The following is a 26,210-nucleotide window of genomic DNA, read 5'->3' as shown; positions in this document are numbered from 1 at the left end:
TAGCCAATAATAATGCATAACATCGGTAAAAGAGAGTTTATTCTTGCACTTGCAAAGGGAGCTTTTCACTCCCTATTTAGTTTATTTGTCATCTTCTCTTCGATTTGGTTATGTATGGCCTTATGGGTTCAAGAGCCATTTGGCTGGTTAGTCAGTCGTATTATCATTGGCTTTTGGGGCGCTTTTGCCTTAAGTGTTTTAGGCATATATGCAACACAACATTTTTTTAGCCGTAGTAAAGATGTCGTCTTATACATTGTCTTTTTTGCGTTCAGTTTAGTTTGGTATTTTAGCATCCCTGCCAAACAAGACCGTGAGTGGAATCCTGAAGTCGCAAGAATTCTCAATTATGAACGTCAAGGTGATTGGGTCACTTTACACAATGTGCGTAATTTTGCATGGAATGAAGACGGAACCTATCAAGAACGCTGGGATACACGTCAGATTGATTTGAATCAAATCAGTGGCATTAACATCATTACTTCATATTGGATGGGACCACAAATCGCCCACACTTTAGTCAGCTTTGATTTCAAAAACTCTAAACCATTGACCTTTTCGATTGAAATTCGCAAAGAAAAAGATGAAGAGTTCTCTGCTATTGGTGGTTTTTTTAGAAAGTACGAAGTCAGTTTAGTTGCTGCTGACGAGAAAGACATTATTTATACACGTAGCAATGTACGTAATGAGCAGGTCTATTTTTTCCCAATCAACATGGAAGCTGCTGAAATGAAAGCTTTATTTGAGGAATATTTAGAGCAAGCAGATCAACTTAATCAAGAACCAAAATGGTATAACACCTTGACCAGTAACTGCACCACTTTGGTTTTTGATATGGTTCAAGCGATTTCCAAACATGAACTGCCAGTGGACTACAGATTATTAGCCTCAGGTTATTTACCTAATTATCTGTATGACTTGGGGGCATTACAACATCATTGGGATATCAAAACATGGTACAACAAGGCACATGTCAACCCAAGAACAGACCAATTTAATCAATTTAAATATCAAAGTAGTGAAAATTATTCAAAATTGATTCGTCTGGGTCTCCCTCAGAGTCAGCCAGAGCTTGCACCTTAGCGTATCAGTTGATATACATAAAATTGACTTGAATTTAATTTATATTAGAAAGAAATAACACAGGGGCATTTCATATGTTAAAACAACTTTTAGCCGTATCCGTTATAGGCTCAGCATTACTTTTTACAGCATGTACCACAACACCATCTGCTGAAAAGCAGCAACAAGCACTTAATCAATTGCAAAATAAAACTTGGATTTTGACACATATCGGCGCAACAGAATTTAAAACCGACCCTACTGCACACAATGTTCCAAGTATTCAATTTGATGCAGCATCTAGTCGTTTGAGTGGTGCAGATGGTTGTAACCGTTTTATGGGTGCATATAGCATTAAAGCTGACAAAATTAGCTTGAGTGAAGTTGCGACTACACAAATGATGTGCGTGAATACTCAAGAACTTGCAAATCGCTATAATGCTGCCTTGGCAAAAGTCGCGGCATTCCAAGTCTATGACAAAACGCTTCGCCTACTCGATGAGAATGGTAATCCAGTATTGCAGTATGAGTCTGCAATACAACCGCGTTAACAGTTAAGCAACCATTTCACTGGTTGCTTTTTTCATTCTACACCCCATTATTTCAGTCATTGCAACTCAATAAGGTGAATCCCATGCAACAAGCTTTGCTCGGTGGCGGATGCTTCTGGTGTGTTGAAGCAGTTTTCCTTCAACTCAAAGGTGTCACTAAAGTCGTGAGTGGTTATGCGGGTGGGTATACGGCCAATCCAAGCTATGAGGACATTTGCAAAGGAGACACCCATCACGCGGAAGTGGTTTTAGTGGATTTTGATGAAAGTCAAATTAGCTTTGCTCAATTGCTTGATGTATTTTTTGCAACACATGATCCAACCACACTCAATCGCCAAGGTAATGATATAGGTACGCAATATCGCTCTGTCATTTATTATTTTGATGAAGAACAGCGCCAGATTGCAGAGAAAGCGATTCGACAGTTAAAAGCAGAAGGTTTAGATATTGTTACAGAACTAAGCTCAGTACCGACCTTCTACCCTGCTGAAGAATATCATCAAAATTTCTTTGCTCGTAACCCGACTCAAGGCTACTGCAATTTTAGTATCCCACCAAAACTTTTAAAGCTGCGCTCTAAATTTGAAGGTTTACTCAAAGACTAATACAGGTTTAAAAAAAGCGACCTTATGGTCGCTTTTCTCATGTTAATCAGTTAATTATCTGTGGCAAAGGCAATGTCAGCAAGCCCGGCTTCGCTTGCACGTGACATCACTTGAGCAACAGTATCATAACGTGATTCTTTATCTGCTTTAAGAATAATCGTCGGTTGTTGTGCTGAACCACCGGCATCGTTAAATCTTTTTTGCAATTCATCTAAGCTGATAATTTCTGAATCCCATGCAATCTCACCCTGTGAGTTAATGCTTACTTGAATCGATTCAGGTGGCGGATCAATGATATCCGCTGTCGTTTTTGGTAAAGTTAATGGAATTGATGGGTTAGCAACGGTCGCTGTCACCAAGAAGATGATCATCAAAACCAACATAATGTCAATTAACGGGATGAGGTTCATCTCCGTCATGCCTGTATCGTTGTCTTCACCCAATTGAAAAGCCATTAAGCTTGACCTCCAACGTAACTTTCTTGAGTCGCTTTCACTTCAACTTTTTGCGCAGAAGAATCTTGTTGCAGCATCGTGTCGATTAAAAGACTGTGAGCATGATCTTGTAGTTCATTACTTAATGTACGATTAAAGCGAATACAAATGTTGTATGCGATCACTGCTGGAATAGCAACTGCTAGACCAATACCAGTCATAATCAGGGCTTCACCCACAGGGGTTGCAACTTGTGCAAGTCCTGCTTGACCGCTTTTACCTACTGCAACCAATGCATGGAAGATTCCCCATACTGTACCAAATAGCCCTACAAATGGTGCAAGTGAGGCAATAGTTCCGAGTACAGCAACACCTTTTTCAGCAGATGCTTTTTCCAAAGCAATCTGACGCAATAAAGCTTGCTCAGCAACAGCTTTACGTTGTTCAAATCCCAAAGGAGCGAGTTTTGCTTTCAATCCTGCTAATGCTTTAGAGAGTTGAGCATAAGCAACTTCTTTCAGTTGACGTGTTCCCATCACACGTAAAACGACAATTGTCCATGTCGCAATAGACATTGCGAGTAAAACGAAATAAAGCGTCTTACTGACTGCATCAGCATGTTGCCAATAAACTGAAAAGTTCATACTCGAACTCCTAATAAAAGTTAGCCGTTAGAATTCAACTTAAGTTCAAATGGTTGTTCCGCTCTAAACGGATAAGCCACGCCATTTTCCTTATAAGGTCTGAATTTTGCATTACGCACTGAGCGTAAAATCTTTTGATCAAGCGAATCAATTCCACTTGATTTTGTGATTCTGGCATTCACTACATTACCGTTAGTGTCCGCTTCAATCGATACTACAACAGTACGATCAGAACCTTGTAAATCTCGGTTGGTATATGATGGCTTCGGTGTACGAGACCATGATATTTGCCCAATACTTAAATTCTTTGGTGTATTGCGTGCTTGCTGCTCACGACGTTCTTGTTCGCGTCTTTCATTTTCCAAGCGCTCACGTTCTTGTTGCTCACGTAGCTGTTGGTCACGCAATGCTTGCTCTCGTCGCTGCTGTTCCAGCAACTCACGATTTTTACGTTCTTGCTCTAACCGCTGTTGTTCCTGCTTTTGCTTTTCTAATTTATCTTCTTGAACAATTGCTTTTTGTTCGACAGGTTTAGGCTTTTCAGCAATGACTTTGGGTTTAACCACAGGAGGTGGTTCAACCACTTTAGGTTCTGGTTTTGGTTGAACTTGAGGTTTCACAGGTTCAACAGGAGGTGGCGGCAGTGGCGCATCCTCTTTAATCTGAACAAAACGAACCTTAATTGGATCCTTATCAATAGGTTTTAATTCAGGTGTTTTCATCTGACTCACGGCAAATAAAACACCAATATGCCCGATCACCACTGCAATGAGCGAAGTAAGCACTTTCTTTTTCATTGAGATTGGATTTTGCATCATAGGAATGGGAGATGGGCTCATTAAAATTTATGACCTGATATACATTGACGCTGTCTTCATAAGGAAGATTTCAATCAAACTTATCGGTTAGTACAATTAAAGTACGCCAATAATAAATGAGAAGTGTTTTCATTTGCAACTATTAATTCTGCAGTTTTGATGAGTTTTTTTGATCATCAATAAAAAAGGCATGCTCACGCATGCCTTAATAAATCAGTGATATTTAATTAAAAATCACTGGAATACCACAGTTTTATTACCATCAACAATGATACGGTCTTCTAAATGCCACTTAACAGCACGCGCCAAGACATTACGTTCAACGTCTTGACCTAATTCACGTAATTGATCAACTGTAAAATCATGGCTGACACGCTCAACATCTTGTTCAATAATCGGACCTTGATCCAAATCAGCTGTCACATAATGCGCTGTTGCACCAATCAGTTTTACGCCTTTTTCATACGCTTGCTTATAAGGGTTAGCACCCACAAAAGCTGGAAGGAAAGAATGATGAATGTTGATCACTTTCATTTCCCACTTAGAGACGAACTCTTCATCAAGAATCTGCATATAACGTGCGAGTACAAGTAAATCATTACCTTGCATTAACTCATCAATTTTTGCATATGCTTCGCGCTTGTTCTCTTTATTGACAGGCACAACTTCAAAAGGAATACCGAAGTTTTCCACAGACTCACGTAGATCTTCATGATTCGATACAACCTTAGTGATTTCACAAGGTAATCCACCACGTGCATGACGCCACAAAAGCTCAAGCAAGGCATGGTCGACTTTCGATACCAAAATACCGACTTTCTTTACATCTGACACTAAAGCTAAACGCCAATGCATGTTGTAACGTTCAGCTACGTTTGTGGCGAAAGTTTGTAGAATATTCTCCTTACGGCTTTGCAAATTGTCGAGTTCAAACTCAACACGCATGAAATAACGCCCGCCCTGAGCTTCTGTTGCATATTGATCAAGCGCAGTGATGTTTGCCCCTTGATGATACAAAAAGCTCGATACAGCCTGCACGATTCCTGGTTTATCTTCGCAAGTAATCAGTAAACGTGCTGTGTTAGCAGTTGTCATATTCATGATGATTTATATCACTTAACAGTTAAATTGAAAAACAGCCGCGTATTCTAACTCTTTTTTTAATGCTTTCAAATTATCTTTGCTGAAATCAATCTTCTCGATCAGCAGAAAGACTGGCAAATAATTCAGATGTTCCCAGCGTTTCAAGCAAGCGCTCATAAGTCTGACGACTTTCACCACGTAAATAAGGACCTTCAAGAAACACCATTTGACGCAGTGCCTGCCAAACCCACTTTTCATCTAAATGGTTGGAATCTTTTAAATGACCAGACATATAGAGAAAATTCGTCCAGTTCGTTAGGACGATCCATAGGTTGATGATCAACGCTTCAATTTCAGACTCTGTCATTTGCATGAGACCTGCATTGACGAAGGCTCTGTAAATCTTTTGACCTTGTTGCATCACTTTACCTGCGAAACGCGGGTAAATTTTTCTAAAGTCATCATTATTTTCTGTTAAATGATATACATCACGATGCAGAAAACGATAGGCCCATAACTGACTACTGAGTACTTGAAAGTATCGGATTTTATCATTGGCATTTACATCACGGTCTTCTGGCAATGCTAGCAGCTCTAAAGTTGCATGCTGATATTGCTCCATCAGCTCTTTAATGATCTCTTGCTTGTTACGAAAGTGATAATAGAGATTACCAGGACTAATACCTAACTCTGCTGCGATATGGTTAGTTGTGACAGATCGCTCTCCACGTTCGTTAAAGAGTTGCAAACTAATTTGCAAGATTCGGTCTTTGGTTTTTAACGTTTTGGAATGCGACATCCTAATACCATCTATAACAAGAATAATGACGTTTAGCCCAAGCTAACATAAAAGTGACTTGACTTTTAGAGTATTTACTCTAAAAATAAAAATCACATCAACCCTTACATTAGTGGTACTGGTCATGAACAGTCAAACAAAAACAAATTTAATGACGACTGAAGCATCGGAAGTTCAGCATTTACATGATCTTCTAGCGCTTCAGAAAGCAGCCTATCGACGTTATCCGAACCCGACAGCAAAACAGCGTATTGAACGTTTGGCTCGTCTTAAAGCAGTTTTGATTAAATATCAGGACCAAATTGCAGAAGCAATTAGCCAAGATTATGGTAATCGTTCGGTTTCTGAAACTAAAATTGGTGAACTGCTCACTTCACTCGAGCAAATCAAATATTACAGCAAACATTTAACAGAGTGGATGAAGCCTTCTAAACGCCATATCGGTATTTTACATCAACCTGCAAAAGGTTGGGTTCAGTATCAACCTTTGGGTGTTGTCGGTATCATTTCCCCTTGGAACTACCCTTTATTATTGGCGATTAGCCCATTAGTATGTGCCTTGGCAGCGGGCAACCACGCCATGATTAAAGTTTCAAGCACCTCACGTAATTTTGGTTATGTATTACAAAATGCTCTATCTGAAGCATTCCCACAAGAGTTAGTTGCCGTTGTTACAGGTGGTGGCGTAATCTCTGACACATTCAGTCATCTTGCATTTGATAAATTAGTCTTCACAGGCTCTACCAATGTTGGTAAGACTGTGATGAAAGCAGCATCTGAAAACTTAGTTCCAGTTATTCTAGAACTTGGTGGTAAATCACCAGTTATCGTGCACCCTTCAATTGACTTAAAGGATGTCGCGGAGCGTGTTGCATTCGGTAAATTGTGGAATGCGGGTCAAACTTGTGTCGCACCAGATTATATTTTCCTACCACGTGGTAAAACTTCAGAGTTTATTCACCAGTTTGAAACCGTTGCGAAAACGATGTATCCAACATTACGTGACAACCAAGATTACACCTCTATAGTGAGCGATAAGCAAAATAAACGCTTACAAGGTTACTTAGAAGATGCGATTCAAAATGGTGCTCAAGTCACTGAAATTAACCCATTAAAAGAAGAGCTTGCTTCTGTACGTAAAATAGCGCCAACCCTTCTGACCAATATCAGCCCTGATATGGAAATTATGAAGAACGAAATCTTTGGTCCAATTTTACCAATCTTAGAATATGATCAAATAGACGAAGTTATCGAGTTTATTAATGACCGACCACGTCCACTTGCATTATACTATTTCGACTTTAACGATGCTCGAGCAGAATACGTTTCGCAACGTACTCACTCTGGACACTTTGGTCAAAACGCTGTTGTTACTCATGTTGCACAAGATGATCTACCTTTCGGTGGCGTTGGTGCATCTGGTATGGGCAGATACCATGGTCCCGAAGGCTTCTTCAGTTTATCAAATGAACGCTCAGTCATGTCTATTCCAAAGCTATTCAGCTTGAAATACGTACTGCCTCCGTTTAATAGACCGATCCCTAGTCTTATCCGTAAAGCCTTTCTTCGTTAAATGATCAAGGCATGATCTATCACAACAGGTCATGCCCTGTTTTTATCAATTTCGCTTGTCTTTTAAGCGTATTTTTGATATAAAACGCCCCTTGAATGAATTCAATCCGTTTTATTTTGACTGGCCATACAGGTTTGCTGTTGGCTAAATCAATGGAGTTACACCATGTCTAAGGTTTGCCAAGTTACCGGCAAGCGTCCAGTCGTTGGTAACAACGTCTCACACGCCAACAACAAAACTAAGCGCCGGTTCGAGCCGAACCTGCACCACCACCGTTTTTGGTTAGAAAGCGAAAAACGTTTCGTACGTCTTCGTCTAACTACTAAAGGTATGCGTATTATCGACAAATTGGGCATCGAAAAGGTTGTTGCTGACCTACGTGCTCAAGGTCAAAAGATCTAAGGAGCAACGAAAATGCGTGATAAGATTCGCCTAGTTTCTTCTGCTGGTACAGGTTATTTCTATACCACTACTAAGAACAAACGTACTATGCCGGAAAAAATGGAAATCAAAAAATTTGATCCAAAAATCCGTCAACACGTAATCTTCAAAGAAGCTAAAATCAAATAATTTTAGCTCTTTAAAAAAATACGACCCATTGGGTCGTTTTTTTTGCCTTTTTTTTCTTCAGGTTGTTAAAATTTAATCTCAGTTTGGCATTTTTTATGCTTATACAGCTCAAAAGCCAATTCATAATTTATAAATATTTAAGGGGTGATTAGTGCCACATGATGTAGATTTAATTATATTGCTTGCGGTTGGTTTTGGCTTAGCCCTTATTTTTGGCTTTATCGCCGCACGTTTACGTCTACCCCCTCTTGTTGGCTATCTCATTGCCGGCATTATTATTAGCCCCAAAACCCCCGGTATCGTCGCCGATATCACACTAGCCAATCAACTCGCAGAACTGGGTGTCATGTTTTTGATGTTCGGTGTCGGGATGCACTTTTCACTGAAAGATTTAATGCAAGTTCGGCGTATTGCTGTCCCTGGTGCAATTTTACAAATCACAGTGGCTACCATCCTCGGGATTGGCGTCTCCATGCTATGGGGATGGAGTTTTGGGTCAGCATTGGTGTTTGGCTTAAGCTTATCTTGTGCGAGTACTGTGGTACTCCTAAAAGCTTTAGGTGACCGAGGCTTACTGGATTCAGTCAATGGAAAAATTGCTGTGGGATGGCTACTCGTCGAAGACCTAGTCATGGTGCTCGCATTAGTTTTATTACCCGCTACAGCTGTACTCCTTGGCGGAACAGCACTGGAAGGCGCTGATCCAGATCAAAATGTCTTTGTGACTTTAGGAATAACCTTACTTAAAGTTACGGGCTTTATTGCCTTTATGCTGATTATTGGTAAGCGCCTCATCCCTAAAATTATTCAGTTTGTCGTACGCTTGGGTTCTCGCGAGCTATTTACACTGACTGTGGTTGCAGCAGCCGTATCCATTGCCTATGGTTCATATGCGATTTTTGGCGTTTCAATGGCATTAGGTGCATTCTTTGCTGGGATGGTGGTTAAAGAGTCTGACTTCAGTCATCGTGCTGAAGAAGAAACGTTACCACTGCGTGAGATATTCTCCATCCTATTCTTCGTCTCTGTCGGAATGTTGTTTGACCCAACAATTATCGTTGAAGAACCATTTCATATTCTGGCTGTGATTGGCATTATCATGATCGGAAAAACATTAGCAGCAATGGCGCTGGTTTTGTTCTTCCGCTATCCATTAAATACCGCACTTACAGTAGGTGCCTCACTCGCTCAAATCGGTGAGTTCTCATTTATATTGGCAACACTCGGTCTATCTATAGGATTATTAACCCCTGAAGCTCAAAACTTGATTTTAGCCGGGGCATTATTTTCTATTTCGCTCAATTCTGTTTTATTTTCAGCCATTGAACCCGTACAGAAATGGATTCGTGAGCGCTCGCATTTGGCTCGTTTGCTTGAGCGTAGTGGTGATCCATTGGCGATGTTACCTGACGAGGTCTCACAGGACTACCTGCGCGATCAAGTGGTCATGGTCGGTCATGGAGAAGTTGGACGTCGCTTAACGAAAACACTGATGGAAAATAACATCAAAGTGGTGATTGCTGAAGAAAACCGAGAAATTGTTGAAAAACTACGCGCAAAAGATATTGCTGCAGTATCAGGTTCAGCAACAGAACCAGGCGTATTAATTCAAGCACATATTCAACATGCGAGGCTTTTAATTATCTCGCCGATGGATATTTTAGATATTCATAAGATTGTAGATACTGCCAAACTTCTGAATCCACAGATTCAAGTTTTGATCTGTGCAGAAAGTAAAGAAGAAGCTGAAGCAATACGTGCAGATGAAATTGGTGAAGTGTATTACGCGAAGGAAGAAATGGCGAAGAACATGAGCAATCATATTCTAAATCAAATTGAAATCGCACATCATCATGCACCATCTCACTAAGTAAAATAAAAACCGCGCTATTTGCGCGGTTTTTTCTTAGCTATAAAACCGTGGTTTTTCATCTACGATTTCCGCATGCCATTCATTCGATTGTTTTTCGAGAAGTGCAAATAACGCAGCCTGAATCATGTGTTGGGCAATCAAAGGCATATGATCACCTAATAAAGCTTTCACTTCATCATTAAATTGAATTTTCACAAGTGGCTCATCCTCGGATGCAGCGTGACGAAGCGCTAACTCGCCATTCTCAAGTTGCACCAATTCTAAAATTGCTTCTTGTGTTCCGAATAATTCTTTCAATTGCTCTATAGACATATACCCTCCATGATTCACATGGTGGCAAAATGCTGAATGCACTTTGCATAGCTTAGACTATTTTATATAAGTTCTAAAATTTATATTTCAAGTCTAATCGTTTAAAACTGTCATGATTACAATTAAAACTCAACCATTTCGTTACGAAAACCGTCAATAAGATGGGTTAAGTCACGATGCCACTCTCGAAGAATTTGAATGTCTGGCAACCACGCTTGAGGTGTCTGCGTGACTTTAATAATAAGATTTGAAGAAGTCTCATCCTCAGGTTCTGGTGCACTTGGTTCAGGTGCATACTGGCACATACGATAAGCGCGCTTTAGTTCTGCAATAAAACCATCCTTTGCAAGATGCTGTAACACGGTGATTTCCGGAGAAACTTGCCCTTTAGCGGCCATATGCTCTTCAATAGATTTTAATGTAGGTGAAAAATCATTTAAACGGTAATAACGAACCAACTCTTGCAAAAATGCCAAGACTGCTCCATGCAAATGAAAGACTGCCGCTTCACGATGGGCTTGAGCTTGTTGAATATGCTCTGTCTGTTCTGCTTGCTGACATGATAGACGGGCAAAATAGAGTTTTTGATTAGTGCGATCTGCATGAAAACGAGCAACACGAGACATGAAAACTTCCTAACAACATTTATGTCATACAACTTAAATGTTGACGCCATATCACGCAATGCTTTTAAGAAAAAAATCAAGATTAATTTTAGATCAACAAGATTGATTGAAAGCCTGATTATTAATGCATACTGCTTAAATAAAAAAGCCAGCCAAATGCATGGCTGACCCTTTCGAATGAATCTAAGGTTATATTAGCGAACAATACCCTTAAAAATTCCTAATGGATTATAAGTCCCATCGCCTTTTTCATTGTCATAATGAAATTTGACCTGATCTTGATCGCCACCTAACAGTGTTCCAGCCCTGTAAAGACCTTCTGAAATCGCAAGGAAGCCAACATCAATTGCTTGATGAACTGTACCAACACCAGGAATTAGGCTCAATGGCTTCCAAATTGGAGCTTGAACATTCAATGTGCTCGAAAATAGGTTTGATGCGTTTTGAAGCGTGTCACCGATTAACGTACCTGCACCTGATACGATTTCTGTTTCTAGATGATTTAATTCTTGAATAGACATTTTTATAACCTTTTGGGGTTTTATAATGGAGCTTTTATACTACACACTTCACTCAAACTTATTCAATCTATTATTAAGTTATACTTCACAATAATTTGTATATAAATGTGATTTTAAGTGTATGTTTTTAATAAAAATATTAATATACAACAGAAATACATTTCAAAAATATGTCAACTCTTCAAAGTACAAAAGTTGGTCAAAAAAGCTAAAAAGATTCATATTTATTAGTAAAATTAAATAAAATATCAAATAAAAAGGAGCAATAACTGCTCCTACTTTATTTAGACATCAAGTTATGCCTCTGGCTTTTCGTCTGCAGCTTTTACTCGAATACCTGCACCTTTAACTTTACGGGTGTTCAGCCCCTTAATTGCTTTCACAGCTTCACGGCCATGTGGCATTTCAACAAAGGCAAATCCTTTCGATTTGCCTGTTGCAGCATCTAATACCAATGTACATGAGTCTACTGTTCCAAACTGCTGAAATAACTCCAGAATCTCAGCTTCAGTAATGCTGCGCTCTAAGTTACGAACTAAAATTTTCATGAAAAAACCTTAAGAAGATAGGCAAAAAAACCAAAAAGTACGCGCCTACTCTACTTTTTGTATGAAACAATCTAGATAGTTTAATCGAGATCAATCCCAAAATCTAAATTAATCGACTGTCGCTCAATCAAAGCACTCTTAACCGTTTGCTGTCTGGTTTTATAATGTGTTTCACTTGTACACAAATGTCTTGAAAGATCATTAAGAAAATAGCTTTCAACTTTTCGTCCTTGCTCATCAACTTGTTCCCTTGCCCACGTCACCAAATTTTGCTTGGTTAAAATCAATTCATTTTGTGCACGGGTAAGTGCTACATAAAGCACACGGCGTTCTTCTTCAACTTCATCAAAATCCCCTTGAGCTCTTGCATGTGGATACTGACCAGGTGTCACATTCGCCACGTAACAAACTTTTTGTTCAGTTCCTTTAGCAGAATGTATCGTGATCAAGGTAACAACATCAGTATCTGACTGGCGTTCGATTTCACTGATTGAAACTGGATCAAGCACGTAGGCTTCTAAAAACTCACTTAACTGAGTATGTTTTGAAGCTAACTGTTTCACCAACTCAAAGTCTCCTTGACGACGCCCCCAATCCTTTTTGTAATTTTCACTCAACTGAATTTCTATTGCCTGAATTGCCAAGCTTACGCAAGCTTGAACTTCAGTCTTTAACACATTCAACTGCTTCATAATGAGTAGAGCCTCAGCAGGAATACGTCCAAATTTTTCTAGTTTTTCCGCAATGACATCATCTTGAGGGTCCTGTAACAACTGTTGCGCTAAACGGCTTGCGCCAACATCACCGACCCCATCCCAAAGCGTCAAAAACCGCATCCATGCAATATCGTCTGAAGGATTGGCAATGACCCGTAGTAAACTCAGTAAATCCTTAACATGCGCAGTTTCAAGAAGTTTCATACCACCAATAAACCGATATGGGACATTGGCTGCAATGAAAGCTGCTTCAATATGACGAGCTGCAAAGCTTGAACGTACCAGAACCATATGATCGCGCCAAGGACTTCCCTCAAGTAAATGTCGCTCTTTAATATCTATGGCAATCCATTTTGCTTCATCAAACTCATTCGGGAAAATATGAATTTTAGGCTTTATGCCTGTACCTCGATACGCATTTAAGCGCTTGTCGTATTTAATCTCACTTTGATCAAGCAACCAATTTGATAAATCTAAAATTTCTTGAGTAGATCGGTAGTTTTTTTCTAATTTAAAAATTTGAGCTTCTGGCACACGCTCTTTAAAGTGATGAATGTTTTCGAAATCTGCTCCACGAAAACCATAAATCGATTGAGCATCATCACCGACGCAAAACAAACTTACTCGATCCTTTAAAGGATCTAACAGCGCCCATTGCAATGGATTGGTGTCTTGCATTTCATCCACGAGCATATGTCTGCAAATCGAAGCCACATAATCGACTAGACCCTCAGACTGTGCTAAAGCTGATGCCACGATCGCAAGAATATCGTCATAATCAAGAAAGCTACGTGCCTGCTTTCGAGTTTCATATTCTTTCATGATTTCTGCAATCAGGTCTTTCATTGCTAAGAATTCAGGCATTTGCTTTTCTATGGCAACACTTAGCTTTTGACGCGTATTTCTAGCATATGAATACAGATCACATAATTCAGCAGGCTTCGGGAGCTGATTGGGATTCTTCTTATCATCTTTACCACGTATCAAACGAAACATCATGAGTTGATCATCACGATCAATAATTGAGAATTGCGCTAAGCCGAAAGCTTTTGGTATACGACGCAGCAAGTACATACAAAAAGTATGGAATGTTGATGCTCGTAATCCTTTTGCTTGTTCACCGAGTGCCAATTCGACACGCGCCACGATTTCACTGGCAGCACGACGCGTAAACGTCAAAATTTGAATTTGATTGGCGGGTACACCTTGATCAATGAGATAAGCAGCACGTGCCACAATCGTTTTGGTTTTACCACAGCCCGCACCCGCCAACACCAAACTATGTAAGGCTTCTGTGGTTGCAGCTTGTTTTTGTTGAGGATTTAATTCATCAATCAGGCTGTCTAAACTCATCGCTACTCATCAATTTTACAATAACAATAGTTTAACAGAGCTAGATTTAGAAAATACAAACACGCTTCAGTTTTAAACCTCAAAGCCCACTTACATAGAGAATTAGATATACTGCCTTACGATATTTTGTACCGTTAAATCTAAATTCTGAACTGCATTTTTCAAGGATTCTGACAAACTTTGATCCAGTGGATTAATACTACAGATGTGATGAAACCCTTGTTCGTACAATGGTTCCACCCCTTCACCAACTCTACCAGCGAATGCAAATACAGGCTTGTTGTGCCGATATGCGACTTGAGCAACGGCAAATGGGGTTTTACCAAATTGAGTCTGAGTATCAATTTTCCCTTCACCCGTAAATACATAATCAGCTTGCGCAATTTTTTCAGCCAATTGAGTTTCCTCAATGATTAATTCAGCACCCGATCGAATATCTGCGCCTGTAAATGCCATCAAACCAAATCCCAAACCACCTGCTGCACCAGCACCAGATCGATGACGTAAATCGACTAAAAACTGCTGCTCTACCACCCCTGCAAAGTGCGATAAGTTAAGGTCTAATACTTGCACCATTTCAGGTGTAGCCCCTTTTTGCGGACCAAAAATATACGATGCGCCAAGTGGACCACATAATGGATTGTTTACATCTGAAGCGATAACAATTTCTGTTTTAGTCAATCTTGGGTCGAGTTGTGACACATCAATGGAATCGATTTGGTTTAAGTTTCCACCTGTTGGCTCAAATGCTTCATGATATTGATTAATAAATTTCACGCCCAAAGCATGCGCCATACCAGCACCACCATCATTGGTCACACTCCCACCTAATCCGATGATAATCTTTTTCACACCGAATTCGAGAGCTGCGGCAATCAGTTGCCCTGTTCCTACAGTATTAGTGAACAAAGGGTTTCTTAAATGAGGTGGTATGAGATGAATGCCATTGGCTTTCGCCATTTCAATGACTGCTGTTTGTCCCTGATCAATTAATCCAAAATGAGTCATGACACGCTGATCAGCGAATGGACCTTGTACTTCGCACGCGATTTTTAATCCTGATTTTGCCATGACCAATGCATCAATGGTTCCTTCACCACCATCTGCCATTGGATTCAAAATACATTGTGCATCGGGTAAGACTTTATGGATTGCATTTTTCATAATCATGCATACCTGCTCAGCAGGCATGCTTTCTTTGAAAGAGTCGGGAGCCAAAATAAAAGTTTCTATCCTTTGCTGCATACTTTATTGCTATTCTCATATTTAAATTAATTCAGATACTTATTTATTACATTGAGATTTTCAATTTTTCAAATAGAACCCTTATATATATTGTAATAAACTTACAATTCCCCAAAAAAAATAACGGTATAACAATGCAAAAATATCAAATATTTAAAAAAACTTTAGTGCTGTGTACATTCATTTTTGTATGTAATCAAGCTACCAGCTCGTCTGCAACCAATTCACACAGTAGTGAAAATATTCAATTATCAGCACTTTCAGCCAAATGGAAATGTACTGAAGAAATGGATTACATGGGTTATGCTGCGAAAAGCGAAATAGTGTCTGAGTTCAAACCAAATGGTCAATATTTTGAAAAAAATCAAATGACCTTTATTAAAGATAACGAGAAAGCAATTGCTTATACCCAATCTGAAGCTCAATGGAGTTTACAAGAACATATACTCACAATTGATCAAAATAAATTACTGAAATTTGAAATAGACAATGCTCAAGTTGAAGAGCAATTAAACCTTAAATCAGCTTTAGCTGATCCTGATGCTGTGAAATTACTAATTAAAAAACTCGATAACAAAGAAATGATTGCGAATTTCATTCTATTTGATACAGAAATAGAAAATCTCTCAAGAGTATGTGTAAGACAATAAATTTAATGTCATAAAAAAATGCTGACCTAAGTCAGCATTTTCTGTTATTTAAACGTTAAGCTTCAATCCATTTACCATCTTGGTAAATCAAAGACCATTTCGTTTGTTTACCTTCAGGCGTTTCAGAACCAATATATTGCGCTTGATTTTTACGACTAAACTTCACTAAAGTTGGGTTTCCATCAGGGTCAGTATCTGGCGCTTGCAGAATAAACTGATACTTTGGATCTAGCTGTTCAGCAACCGTACGCAATTCCGCAACCTTAGGAGCACGAGTTTCACGCACTTTAGGGAATTTACTTGCTGCTAAGAATAAGCCTGCTGCTCCATCACGTAATACGAAAAAGTCGTCATGTTTCGTTGAGCGCAAATGTTCCATTTTAATCGGGTCGACACGAGGAGGTGCTGGTTGACCATTCTTCAATACTTTACGTGTATTTTCACAGCTTGTGCAGGCAAAATAAGGACCAAAACGCCCTGTCTTTAACTGCATCTCACCATCACATTTGTCACATGGAATTGTTGGACCATCGTACCCTTTAATTTTGAACTCACCTTCTTCAAGTTCAAAACCTTCGCAATCTGGGTTGTTCCCACAAATATGAAGTTTACGGCCACCATCAATAACGTAGCTATCCATTGCTGTTTCGCAAATTGGGCAACGTTTTTTCGACATTAAATCTGCGGTTTCTGCAGACTCATCATCAGATAATGCAGCCAAGGACTCTACTGGCGTTAAGTTAAGTGTGCCTTTACAACGTTCTTTCGGTGGTAAGTTATAGCCAGAACAACCTAAGAATACACCTGTGGTACCGGTACGAATCTGCATCGGACGATCACATTCTTTACAATGCACAGCATCAACTTCAACAGGCTGATTACGGCGCATGCCATTTTCACCCTGTGCAGTAGTCAGACGTTTCTTAAAATCACCATAGAAACTATCTAATAACTCTTTCCAATTACGCTCACCATCTGCAACTTTATCCAGTTGACCTTCTAAATCTGCAGTAAATGCATAATTCATTAAGTTGTTAAAACTTTCGTCCAAACGATCTGTAACAATTTCACCCATCTTCTCTGCATAGAGACGACGGTTATCCAATTTCACATAGCCACGATCTTGGATCGTTGAAATAATCGCTGCGTAAGTTGAAGGACGACCAATGCCTTTTTTCTCAAGCTCTTTCACCAATGATGCTTCTGTAAAACGTGCAGGCGGTTTAGTGAAATGTTGCGAAGGATCTAACTTTTGAAGTTGTAGAACTTCACCCACTTTCACAGCAGGCAGTAAAACATCATCATCCGACTTGTTCTGACCACGTACTTTCGTAAAGCCATCGAATACCAAAGTACGACCTTTAGCTTTAAGCTCTACACCGTTTGCATCGACGAAGATTGTCGAAGACAAATATTCAGCAGGTGTCATTTGACATGCAACAAACTGACGCCAAATCAGATCATATAGACGCTGAGCATCGCGATCTACGCCTGCAAGCTGATCACCCTTCAACGCGACGTTTGATGGACGAATCGCTTCATGGGCTTCTTGCGCACCTGCTTTATTTCCAAAACGGTTTGGCTTTGCAGGAATATATTTTTCACCATACTCGGTTTCGATATGTCCACGTACCATATTGACCGCATCATCACTCAAGAATGTAGAGTCGGTACGCATATAGGTGATATAACCCGCCTCATACAAGCGCTGTGCCATCGTCATCGTTTTCTTTACAGAGAAACCAAGTCGAGTACTTGCTGCTTGTTGTAAGGTCGATGTGATATAGGGTGCGCTCGGATTAACTTTGGTCGGTTTATCTTCACGGGCAGCAACTTTAAATTCAGCTTCTTTTAAGACATCCAATAAAGCATCTGTTTGTGCTTTGTTTTGAAGTTTTAATGTCTTACCTGACTGTTTGACTGCTTCTAAACGAATATCATCTTTTTTAGATTTGGTATCTGCAAAAACTTGCCAATATTCTTCAGGAATAAAAGCACGAATTTCTCGCTCACGCTCAACCACAAGTTTCGCAGCAACTGACTGTACACGACCCGCAGATAAACCACGTGCGATCTTCTCCCACAATAGTGGTGAAATCATAAAGCCAACAATACGATCAAGGAAACGGCGTGCTTGTTGTGCATTGACTTTATCAATATCTAAACGAGCAGGCTGTTTAAATGCTTCTTGAATGGCATTTTTAGTAATTTCGTTGAAAACCACACGTCTATAACGAGAGTCATCACCACCAATAACTTCTTTTAAATGCCAAGCAATCGCTTCTCCTTCGCGGTCCAAATCGGTTGCGAGATAGACCTCGTCAACCTGCGAAGCAAGCTTTTTCAGTTCTGAAACAACATTTTCTTTACCAGGAAGCACTTCATAGTGTGCTTTCCAACCGTGCTCAGGGTCTACCCCCATACGATTGATCAGTGCCTGTTGAGCTTTTTCAGCTTTCTCTTCAGCAGTCTGTTTGGTACGTGTTACTGGTTTCTTTTCCGTACTTTTTGAAGCACCTGTTGGTAAGTCACGGACATGACCCACAGATGATTTCACAATGTAGTTTGAACCTAAGTATTTATTAATGGTCTTCGCTTTAGCAGGCGACTCGACGATCACTAAAGCACGTTTTTTTCCAGCTTCTGACGATTGAGCTGTAGCGCTTTTGGATGTGGACTTAGGAGCATTCGCCATAGTGAACCGTTATTCCTATAAGATTAAAAAATTAAATTTCAGCCAATTTGTGTAAAAGTGCTTTCATTTCATCAAGTTGTGTAGCATGAAGATCTTCTTCTTCCTTCCAGTACAAACCGACGCAATTAGACTGCATATCAATAGCATAAATCCCTTTTAATGCAATGGGGAAATCATTAAATTTCTCATTCCCGTGAACAACCTTAAGTTTTTCATTTTCAACCAATGCGCGCATTAAAGGTAGGCGACCATCAGGAATGATAACGCTGTAATACGCTACCATACTGGCACGATTTTCTGATGCCATTGGAATATTGGTCCATGAAGGTGCAGCAATCAAACGCGGGTGTAATCCCATTTTTCGCGCTTTCTCACGCATGATCCCCAAAGCTTTTTCTCTTGGATTTACACGTAATCCGAAGATCGAGCCCAGCACAAAAACAACGATAAGAATCGTTATCCAAAGTCCAGCATTTTCCATAGTTCACCTTTTGCTTCTTATATTAGAGTTGCATAAGCCGAATATAAAAGGCAAGTTGAAAATTAAAAATACGATTTATAGCGGCATGAAACCAGTATTGAGACCTGAACCAAATAAGGCATGATGTGGTATAACTCACCTAAGCACAGTGCAACTGAAATAAAAAAAAAAGCGATAAAATCATCGCTTTTTTCCTAGGCATTTTTAGTTCAAAAACATCTCATGGCTATAAAGTACTTCATGACCATTCCAATAAATATATCCTTTATCAATCATTTCCTTAAGCAATAACCGCACATCTGATTTTGGAAATAGTTGTTCTAATAAATCACGCAGTTCATAAATATCTTTAGGCTTTCCGGATTTTAAAGCATTCAATTTTTGGATGACTTCCAGCTGGACAGGATCTATTTTTTCAAAATTTTTAAACAAATCACTCTGAATATGTTGAATGTCTTGTGACTCTTCAATTTCAGCTAAAATGTCTTTTGCTTCGATATGTAGCTTCGCCAATAACGCATCTACCTGACCAAGCTTGTGGTCTGCTACTACATCTTCATCAACATTCATATCCAATTGAGCCCACTGCTTTAATACCTTTTTACGAAAGGAAATTTGCTCACCTTCTTTTTTAATCACCTTTAAATTAATGAGCATGCCAATCAATTTAGCGCTGTGCTCGTCATTTATTCGCAACGTATTCTCGATCGAGTTTTTAAGCTTAGCTAAAGTGTTTGGCTTCCCTTCCATACGAACCACAACATCGCAATATTGCTTTACTCTAAATAAATCATAATTTTGACGAATAGTTTCAACTGAAGGCACGTTGTATTTGAGTTTTGACACAGGTTGCTCTGGTTGTACCTGTATCAAATTACATTGAATACCAGAAGCTCGCATCATGTCAGCCAACATGGTGCTACAGTCTCGTGCAGAAATCACATCAATTTCTGCGCCATGCTCAACCAATGCCAAGATTTGCCCCACAATCACAGCGTACTCAAATTCTTTTTCTTTTGCCTCAAGCATTTCTAAAATGACAATTTGACCACTACTAATCCAACTCGAAAATTCAGTCAAATCAGTGAGACTGTAATGAAAACTCCCTTTCGAATGAAATAGATATGTCGTGGTGTAATGTTGCACAATCTCCCGAAATAACGTCGAAGTCGGCATGTTATTTTCAAGATCTATTAGGACAACTTTAGCGCTCATAGGATAAGATTCAGAATTCGGCAAGTGAAAAGACTATTACAACGACCTTCATATCAAAGGTCAAACTATTTACGCATACTTCTTGATAAATAATCAGTATTTATGTCACGTCTTAATAATGTGGCGGTTTATCCAAAATTGGATCAAATGGAGCAACACCATCGTCAGCATGAGTAGCTTCAACACGTTGATACAAAATTTGCATTTGTTTCTTTAAATCGCTGATTTCACGGCTTTGTAATGCAATTTGAATATTTAACTGATCAACTAATTCATCTAAAAATGCAATTCGGACTTGCAAATCTTCTATGGGTGCGGAAAATGACGCCTGCTCATTTAGATTTTTTTGATTCGACATTATAAGTCCTCATCAGGGGATTTCAGGAAACATTATGGCCTATATTACCTTAAGGGACGTCCAACTCGCATTTGGTGGACCGTACTTACTCGACGGCGCGAATTTTAGTTTAGAGCGCGGCGAACGAGTGTGTTTGATTGGCCGTAATGGTGAGGGTAAGTCTACTTTACTTAAACTCATTGATGGAAGTTTATTGCCTGATGCTGGTGAAGTTTCCCTGCAAAATGGCATCACCATTTCTATGCTGGCTCAAGACGTGCCAATGGACTCGGGACGTGTTGCAGATATTGTGGCAGATGGCGCAGGTGAAGCAGCTTCTGTTCTTAGAGCTTATCACGAAGCAAGCGAAGCTTGTGTACTCGGCGATATGGAAGCTTGCGATCGCATGGGTAACTTGCAACATAAAATGGATCAATTAGATGGTTGGGCACTTGAAACTAAAGTGAATTCAATCCTCAGTAAAATGGGACTTGATCCTGATGCTGATTTAGCTAATCTTTCAGGTGGTCGTAAACGTCGTGTACTTCTTGCACGCGCACTACTCACCCAACCTGATGTTTTGTTACTCGACGAACCAACGAACCATTTAGATGTTGAAAGTATCGAGTGGTTAGAAAAATTCTTACTCGATCAAAATAATCTAACATTACTCTTCATTTCGCATGACCGTTCATTTGTAGACAGTATTGCTACACGTATTGTGGAACTGGATCGTGGCATCTTACGCAGTTATGAAGGGAACTATTCACGTTACCTCGAACTCAAAGCTGCACAGATGGAAGCAGAAGAAAAACAAAATGCGCTGTTCGATAAAAAGTTAGCAGAAGAAGAAGTTTGGATTCGTCAAGGTATTAAAGCACGTCGTACCCGTAACGAAGGTCGTGTGCGTGCCTTAAAAGCATTACGAGAAGAATCTAAAGCCCGCCGTTCGCAGCAAGGCAAAGTGAGCATGGCCACCCAAGATGCTCAACGTTCAGGCAAAGTGGTCTTCGAAATTGAAAACCTCAGTGTGCAATTTGGCGACAATCCTCCAATTATCAAAAACTTTAACGCATTGGTGCTACGCGGTGACCGTATTGGTCTAGTCGGTGACAACGGTGTCGGTAAAACCACGCTGATCAAAGCAATTTTGGGTCAACAAGAACATTCAGGCACGGTCAAAACAGGTACTCAACTCGAAGTGGCTTATTTTGACCAGCTCCGTAATGTACTCGATCTTGAAAAATCAGTAAAAGATAATGTGGCTGAAGGGTCAGACTTTGTCGATATCAATGGCGGGCGTCGTCATATCTATAGCTATTTACAAGACTTCTTGTTCTCACCTGAACGTTCTCGTACGCCTGTAAAAGCCCTTTCTGGTGGTGAACGTAACCGCATTTTATTGGCGAAATTACTGCTTAAACCATCGAACCTCATCGTGATGGATGAGCCAACCAATGACTTGGATATGGTCACGCTTGAACTACTTGAGGAGATGCTCAGCGATTACAAAGGAACATTGCTTCTTATTTCGCATGACCGTGCCTTCATGGACAATGTTGTGACTTCAACTTGGGTATTCGATGGCAAAGGCAATATCGATGAATATGTCGGTGGTTATCAAGACTACCTCATGCAACGTCCTGATCAAACTGTAGTCGATCAAAAATCTGCGGTGAAAAAAGCAGCCGCAAAGGCTGAAGCGGCAGCAGCCCCTGCACCCGCAGTTAAAAAAGTTAAACTAAGCTATAAAGATCAGCGTGCTTTAGAACAACTTCCTGCTGAAATGGAAGCTTTGGAAAAGGAACAAGCCGAGATTAATGCACTTTTAGCAGATGGTTCTTTATTTGTGTCAGATAGTGACAAAGCAACTCAACTTTCAATTCGACTTACTGAAATTGATGAGCAACTTTTAGAGAAATTAGAACGCTGGGAAGCGCTTGAAAGTCTTGCGAATGGTAGCTGATTACCCTAGTAAATAAAAAACTCCGCGCTTGCGGAGTTTTTTTTGTCAAGATTGATCACGCTAAACCAATTACTGCAACCAATGCTGCTAGCGCACCTACAATCTTTTTACCTTGTGGAACAAATTTCACCATCAATGCCCCTAAACCCAGTCCAAGAGCATAAATCATTGCCATGGCAGTAATCATGCCTAAAATCTGAATGCCAACATTTCCATTCATCGCTAATTCAGCTCCGTGTGCTGAACCATGAAAAACTGATAGAAACACTGCTGCAACTGGAAAAATTCTGTTCGATTTGGTCCATAAACTTACAGCTAAGATGAACAATGAACCTACAATTCCAATTTCTGCAACGCCATTCGGAATAATTCCATGCGCACCTAAACTGAATCCAGCAACGAGCGCTGTAAGCAAGCCCCATGCCCCAATCATCTTCCAAATTTTAGACATGCTCCACATCAAAACGCCGAAACTGAGTGCCATCATCAAATGATCAAATCCTGTAAACGGATGAATGAAGCCCGTCCAAAAATTAGCGTCATGGTGATGATGGCCTGGATGTGCCATTACAAGGCTCGGAACACTTGCCAGAATGAATAGACCGAATTTATTGCATTGTTTCATCCTTTAAGCCCTCTTGTTTAAGCTTTGAATAAACCTTGTTTTTCAATAAAACTGATAATCTCGTTTAAACCATCTTCAGTTTTCATGTTTGAAAACAAGAACGGTTTATCTCCTCGCATACGCTTGGCATCTTGATCCATCACCTGCAAATTCGCTCCAACCATTGGCGCCAGATCTGTTTTATTGATAATCAGTAAGTCAGACTTGGTAATGCCTGGACCGCCTTTACGTGGAATTTTTTCACCACCAGCAACATCAATCACATATAGCGTCAGATCAGACAGTTCAGGGCTAAACGTTGCTGCCAAATTATCACCGCCACTTTCAATGATAATTAACTCTAGACCATCAAACTTTTCGCATAAGTCATCAATCGCTGCCAAATTGATTGAAGCATCTTCACGAATAGCCGTATGCGGGCAACCGCCAGTTTCCACCCCCACAATACGATCGGGTGACATGGCTTCATGACGAGTTAAGAAGTTGGAATCTTCTTTGGTGTAAATATCATTGGTCACCACCGCCATATTGTATTTATGGCGTAAGGCACGACATAAATTCAGGGTAAGTGCTGTTTTACCTGAACCGACTGGTCCACCAATTCCAACACGTAAAGGAGAACGTTCTGACATGATTGATTCCTTATGATAATTTTTAAGATCTAAATAGACGCGAATACTGGGTTTCATGTGACATGCTGAGCATGGCGTACTGAGGAAGTGCGCTGCTGAGTTGCGTATCGTCTAAAAGCAATGCTTTTTCGATGGCCTGAGGGACGAGTCCATGTAAGTGCCACAAAATCCGTTGACCACTCATCTGACCGAGCGGCACAGTTTTGACTGCGCCAAGTACTTGGTTTTCTAAAACAGTAAACGTATACGCCGTTAAAACATCTTCGATATTCAGATCCAATCGCCCACATAACTGAGCATATACGGGTACAAATCCAAGTTGTTTTTTGACCGTAACGGGCATTTTCAATACATCTTTAATCCATGCGTTCAAGGAAAATGCCAACTGCTGCGATTCAGCCAATAACTCACGACTTTCACGACTGGCTCGATACAACTGCGCCCAATGATTAAACTGCTGTTCATTATCATGGGCCTGCATCAAACGCTTCAATACAGGTAGCTCAAAACGAACTAAAAGCATTTCCAGAACTTCTTCGAAGTACGCAATACTGGATTGCTCGTCATGAATCAAACCTTGATCGATCGCACTTTCAACACCTTGCGAATAGCAATAAGCGCCTACAGGCAAAGCTGTAGAGGACAAAGTTAACAGTTTGAGTAAATGAACTGCATTAGTGTTGCGCATGAGCATGAATCGCTTTGATTGGGCTTAGACGATGATCATGTGCATGCTGAGCATAAGCACCACTTTCTGGCTCAAATGGATGATCCACTTCCGTGACCAGTAAACCCAATCCTTCGACCATTTCGGCTAAGACATGATCAGGTTCAAAATATAGTGCACTAGGCGTGAGCATAAGAGGGACATGACGATTCCCTAAATGATAGGCTGCTTTCAAAAGCTCAAATTCAGATGAAGCTTGGACACACATCAGGCGTTCAGGCAATGCATCCACACGCAGTAAGTCACCTGTTTCAGTTGCAATAAATGATCCTCCGCGAAGAATGCCTGTGCGCGGTAAATCTGCACCAATATCGCACCCTGAAACTAAAGTTGCACGAAAACGGCTCTTTTGTCGTGTATCAAAGTTGAGTTGCACAGTTTCGAAAGCTTGATCTTCTGTCACTGCTTCTATTCTTTGAGTATAGATTTTCATGCCTTTCCTATTGTCGCTTGAATACTTTGCTTTAATTTCAACTCGCGAAATGTCTTGTTCAACATCAATCCATTTACGCATCAAAATTAAGCATTATTCATGCCAACATGAAATCTATTGGTGCATCCCCTTCTTCTTATTAAAGAATATTCAATGATCTATAAAAATGTTTAAGCCCAGATCACCAAGATTGCCGCTATCACAACTAAGGCTAATCCCCAATGTTCGGCTTTCGCTAACTTTTCTTTAAAGAAATAAGCGGAGATCAACAAACTAAATAAGATTTCAATTTGACCAAGTGTTTTCACCACTGGGACACTCATCATACTCATGGCAGTAAACCATCCGAGAGATGCCATAAAACTACATACACTGACTTTAAAGGTCAGTCCTAGACGTTGCCACATCGCCAGCAACGTTTGATGACTGAATAAACTGAGATACAAAAGCATACTCAAACATTGTAAGCCAATCACCGACAGTAATACCCATGCAGCGCGATGAATTGTTGGCAACATTGTTAGTTCAAGACTGGCCTCTCTGACCAATAGTGAAGTGATAGCAAAACACAAACCACTTCCGATGCCAATCATCAGTGTTTTGGGTGAAAATCCAGTAAAACCATGTCCCCGACTCAACAGAAACACAGCAAAACCACCCAGTAACACCCCAAACCATGCCAACCATGACAAATGATCAGAGAGAAAAGCAACGCCAATGATTGCAGCTAAGATCGCTTCACTTTTAGCCAGTCCCACGCCAATGGCATAGTTTTTTTGCTTAAACAACTGCACCATTAACGCAGTCGCTAAAATTTGGCTAATGCCTGCGATAAAAATATAAACCCAATATTTTGTCGTAAATTGAACAGTCGCTGTTACCGGTGAAAAGTGATAAAGGCTACTCAAATAAATCAATGCAAAAGGCAAGGCGAAGATAAAGCGTGCAAGGGTCACGCCCCATACATCGACAGTGGTACTCAGTTGTTTTTGAAAGGCATTGCGCCAAGCCTGCATAAAAGCAGCCATGAGGGTAAAGAGAATCCAACTGAACGCCATAAAAATATCACTTTAATGAGTAGGACTGACGGGTTTTATTCTATGCCTCATCCAGTGT

29 protein-coding genes are annotated in these 26,210 nt (G+C 40.1%); 9 read left to right on the top strand and 20 right to left on the bottom strand.

All coding sequences use genetic code 11. The features are described from left to right. Positions 1-12: 12 nt before the first annotated feature. From AC1M9D_RS01075 to msrA, 3 genes are all read left to right on the top strand, one after another. Positions 13-1,083 (top strand): Lnb N-terminal periplasmic domain-containing protein, encoded by a 1,071-nt coding sequence (locus tag AC1M9D_RS01075; RefSeq protein ID WP_481588672.1) that lies wholly within the window; start codon positions 13-15, stop codon positions 1,081-1,083. A gap of 74 nt (positions 1,084-1,157) precedes the next feature. Next, entirely contained in the window at positions 1,158-1,613 is a 456-nt protein-coding gene (locus tag AC1M9D_RS01070) for an META domain-containing protein (protein ID WP_035266743.1), read from the top strand. An 83-nt stretch (positions 1,614-1,696) separates the two neighbouring features. Beyond that, positions 1,697-2,218 (top strand): peptide-methionine (S)-S-oxide reductase MsrA, encoded by a 522-nt coding sequence (msrA, locus tag AC1M9D_RS01065; protein WP_481590375.1) that lies wholly within the window; start codon positions 1,697-1,699, stop codon positions 2,216-2,218. Positions 2,219-2,268: 50 nt separating this feature from the next. On the opposite strand, the gene AC1M9D_RS01060 is transcribed toward msrA, so the two are convergent. The 5 genes from AC1M9D_RS01060 to AC1M9D_RS01040 all read right to left on the bottom strand — a co-directional run bounded on the left by AC1M9D_RS01060 (position 2,269) and on the right by AC1M9D_RS01040 (position 5,996). After that, entirely contained in the window at positions 2,269-2,673 is a 405-nt protein-coding gene (locus AC1M9D_RS01060) for an ExbD/TolR family protein (RefSeq protein WP_035266746.1), read from the bottom strand. Further along, positions 2,673-3,296, bottom strand: coding sequence for a MotA/TolQ/ExbB proton channel family protein (locus tag AC1M9D_RS01055; RefSeq protein WP_180028347.1), 624 nt, complete (start codon positions 3,294-3,296; stop codon positions 2,673-2,675). Before AC1M9D_RS01055 ends, AC1M9D_RS01060 begins: the two co-directional genes overlap by 1 nt. A 20-nt stretch (positions 3,297-3,316) precedes the next feature. Continuing rightward, positions 3,317-4,135, bottom strand: a complete 819-nt coding sequence (locus AC1M9D_RS01050) for an energy transducer TonB (RefSeq protein WP_481611316.1) — start codon at positions 4,133-4,135, stop codon at positions 3,317-3,319. Positions 4,136-4,348: 213 nt separating this feature from the next. Beyond that, complete coding sequence (purU, locus tag AC1M9D_RS01045; RefSeq protein WP_092766746.1) at positions 4,349-5,215, bottom strand: formyltetrahydrofolate deformylase; 867 nt, start codon at positions 5,213-5,215, stop codon at positions 4,349-4,351. Between the two features lie 88 nt (positions 5,216-5,303). Next, entirely contained in the window at positions 5,304-5,996 is a 693-nt protein-coding gene (locus AC1M9D_RS01040) for a TetR/AcrR family transcriptional regulator (RefSeq protein WP_035266753.1), read from the bottom strand. 124 nt (positions 5,997-6,120) lie between these two features. On the opposite strand from AC1M9D_RS01040, the gene AC1M9D_RS01035 reads away from it, so the two are divergent. The 4 genes from AC1M9D_RS01035 (at position 6,121) to AC1M9D_RS01020 (ending at position 10,009) form a co-directional block, all read left to right on the top strand. Beyond that, positions 6,121-7,569: a coniferyl aldehyde dehydrogenase gene (locus AC1M9D_RS01035; RefSeq protein WP_035266754.1), complete on the top strand. Its 1,449-nt coding sequence runs from the start codon at positions 6,121-6,123 to the stop codon at positions 7,567-7,569. 165 nt (positions 7,570-7,734) lie between these two features. Then, entirely contained in the window at positions 7,735-7,971 is a 237-nt protein-coding gene (gene rpmB / locus AC1M9D_RS01030) for a 50S ribosomal protein L28 (protein WP_000048256.1), read from the top strand. A 12-nt stretch (positions 7,972-7,983) separates the two neighbouring features. Further along, complete coding sequence (gene rpmG, locus AC1M9D_RS01025) at positions 7,984-8,139, top strand: 50S ribosomal protein L33 (protein ID WP_001205031.1); 156 nt, start codon at positions 7,984-7,986, stop codon at positions 8,137-8,139. A 151-nt stretch (positions 8,140-8,290) separates the two neighbouring features. Further along, positions 8,291-10,009 carry a cation:proton antiporter gene (locus AC1M9D_RS01020; protein WP_481611315.1) on the top strand — a complete coding sequence of 573 codons (1,719 nt, stop codon included), beginning with the start codon at positions 8,291-8,293 and terminating at the stop codon, positions 10,007-10,009. A 36-nt stretch (positions 10,010-10,045) separates the two neighbouring features. Here the strand turns inward: AC1M9D_RS01020 and AC1M9D_RS01015 are convergent, their stop codons facing one another. The 6 genes from AC1M9D_RS01015 to AC1M9D_RS00990 form a co-directional block, all read right to left on the bottom strand. After that, positions 10,046-10,324 (bottom strand): hypothetical protein, encoded by a 279-nt coding sequence (locus AC1M9D_RS01015; protein WP_481611314.1) that lies wholly within the window; start codon positions 10,322-10,324, stop codon positions 10,046-10,048. 122 nt (positions 10,325-10,446) lie between these two features. Next, a complete protein-coding gene (locus AC1M9D_RS01010; protein WP_481611313.1) occupies positions 10,447-10,950 on the bottom strand; it encodes a DUF6586 family protein in 504 nt (167 codons plus the stop codon). Between the two features lie 194 nt (positions 10,951-11,144). Further along, complete coding sequence (locus AC1M9D_RS01005) at positions 11,145-11,471, bottom strand: hypothetical protein (RefSeq protein WP_481591569.1); 327 nt, start codon at positions 11,469-11,471, stop codon at positions 11,145-11,147. A 296-nt stretch (positions 11,472-11,767) separates the two neighbouring features. Further along, positions 11,768-12,019, bottom strand: a complete 252-nt coding sequence (locus AC1M9D_RS01000) for an RNA recognition motif domain-containing protein (RefSeq protein WP_035266766.1) — start codon at positions 12,017-12,019, stop codon at positions 11,768-11,770. An 80-nt stretch (positions 12,020-12,099) separates the two neighbouring features. Further along, a complete protein-coding gene (locus tag AC1M9D_RS00995) occupies positions 12,100-14,088 on the bottom strand; it encodes an ATP-dependent helicase (RefSeq protein ID WP_481593293.1) in 1,989 nt (662 codons plus the stop codon). A gap of 102 nt (positions 14,089-14,190) precedes the next feature. Next, positions 14,191-15,333 carry a glycerate kinase family protein gene (locus tag AC1M9D_RS00990; RefSeq protein ID WP_481611312.1) on the bottom strand — a complete coding sequence of 381 codons (1,143 nt, stop codon included), beginning with the start codon at positions 15,331-15,333 and terminating at the stop codon, positions 14,191-14,193. Positions 15,334-15,467: 134 nt separating this feature from the next. On the opposite strand from AC1M9D_RS00990, the gene AC1M9D_RS00985 reads away from it, so the two are divergent. Further along, positions 15,468-15,983 (top strand): hypothetical protein, encoded by a 516-nt coding sequence (locus AC1M9D_RS00985; protein ID WP_481588666.1) that lies wholly within the window; start codon positions 15,468-15,470, stop codon positions 15,981-15,983. Positions 15,984-16,038: 55 nt separating this feature from the next. Here the strand turns inward: AC1M9D_RS00985 and topA are convergent, their stop codons facing one another. From topA to AC1M9D_RS00965, 4 genes are all read right to left on the bottom strand, one after another. Then, the gene (gene topA, locus AC1M9D_RS00980) at positions 16,039-18,678 is read right to left on the bottom strand and encodes a type I DNA topoisomerase (RefSeq protein ID WP_481611311.1); all 2,640 of its coding nucleotides are present in this window, start codon (positions 18,676-18,678) and stop codon (positions 16,039-16,041) included. A gap of 31 nt (positions 18,679-18,709) precedes the next feature. After that, complete coding sequence (locus AC1M9D_RS00975) at positions 18,710-19,159, bottom strand: hypothetical protein (protein ID WP_035266779.1); 450 nt, start codon at positions 19,157-19,159, stop codon at positions 18,710-18,712. 204 nt (positions 19,160-19,363) lie between these two features. After that, entirely contained in the window at positions 19,364-20,374 is a 1,011-nt protein-coding gene (locus tag AC1M9D_RS00970) for a hypothetical protein (protein WP_481611310.1), read from the bottom strand. A gap of 112 nt (positions 20,375-20,486) precedes the next feature. After that, entirely contained in the window at positions 20,487-20,732 is a 246-nt protein-coding gene (locus tag AC1M9D_RS00965; RefSeq protein ID WP_035266784.1) for a SlyX family protein, read from the bottom strand. A 34-nt stretch (positions 20,733-20,766) separates the two neighbouring features. On the opposite strand from AC1M9D_RS00965, the gene AC1M9D_RS00960 reads away from it, so the two are divergent. Further along, positions 20,767-22,677 (top strand): ATP-binding cassette domain-containing protein, encoded by a 1,911-nt coding sequence (locus tag AC1M9D_RS00960; RefSeq protein WP_481611309.1) that lies wholly within the window; start codon positions 20,767-20,769, stop codon positions 22,675-22,677. 55 nt (positions 22,678-22,732) lie between these two features. On the opposite strand, the gene AC1M9D_RS00955 is transcribed toward AC1M9D_RS00960, so the two are convergent. From AC1M9D_RS00955 to AC1M9D_RS00935, 5 genes are all read right to left on the bottom strand, one after another. Beyond that, positions 22,733-23,302, bottom strand: coding sequence for a HupE/UreJ family protein (locus AC1M9D_RS00955; RefSeq protein WP_481611308.1), 570 nt, complete (start codon positions 23,300-23,302; stop codon positions 22,733-22,735). Between the two features lie 17 nt (positions 23,303-23,319). After that, positions 23,320-23,934, bottom strand: coding sequence for an urease accessory protein UreG (gene ureG / locus AC1M9D_RS00950; protein ID WP_092766737.1), 615 nt, complete (start codon positions 23,932-23,934; stop codon positions 23,320-23,322). A gap of 22 nt (positions 23,935-23,956) precedes the next feature. Next, complete coding sequence (locus AC1M9D_RS00945; RefSeq protein WP_481607787.1) at positions 23,957-24,622, bottom strand: urease accessory protein UreF; 666 nt, start codon at positions 24,620-24,622, stop codon at positions 23,957-23,959. Next, positions 24,609-25,094: an urease accessory protein UreE gene (ureE, locus tag AC1M9D_RS00940; RefSeq protein ID WP_481607843.1), complete on the bottom strand. Its 486-nt coding sequence runs from the start codon at positions 25,092-25,094 to the stop codon at positions 24,609-24,611. Before ureE ends, AC1M9D_RS00945 begins: the two co-directional genes overlap by 14 nt. A 170-nt stretch (positions 25,095-25,264) precedes the next feature. Next, positions 25,265-26,152 carry a DMT family transporter gene (locus tag AC1M9D_RS00935; RefSeq protein ID WP_092766734.1) on the bottom strand — a complete coding sequence of 296 codons (888 nt, stop codon included), beginning with the start codon at positions 26,150-26,152 and terminating at the stop codon, positions 25,265-25,267. Positions 26,153-26,210 lie beyond the last annotated feature (58 nt).

It is taken from the genome of Acinetobacter sp. ANC_7682 (genome assembly GCF_056779795.1).
The sequence above is the reverse complement of the archived record's forward strand: the minus strand, read 5'-3'. Positions and strand labels throughout refer to the sequence as shown.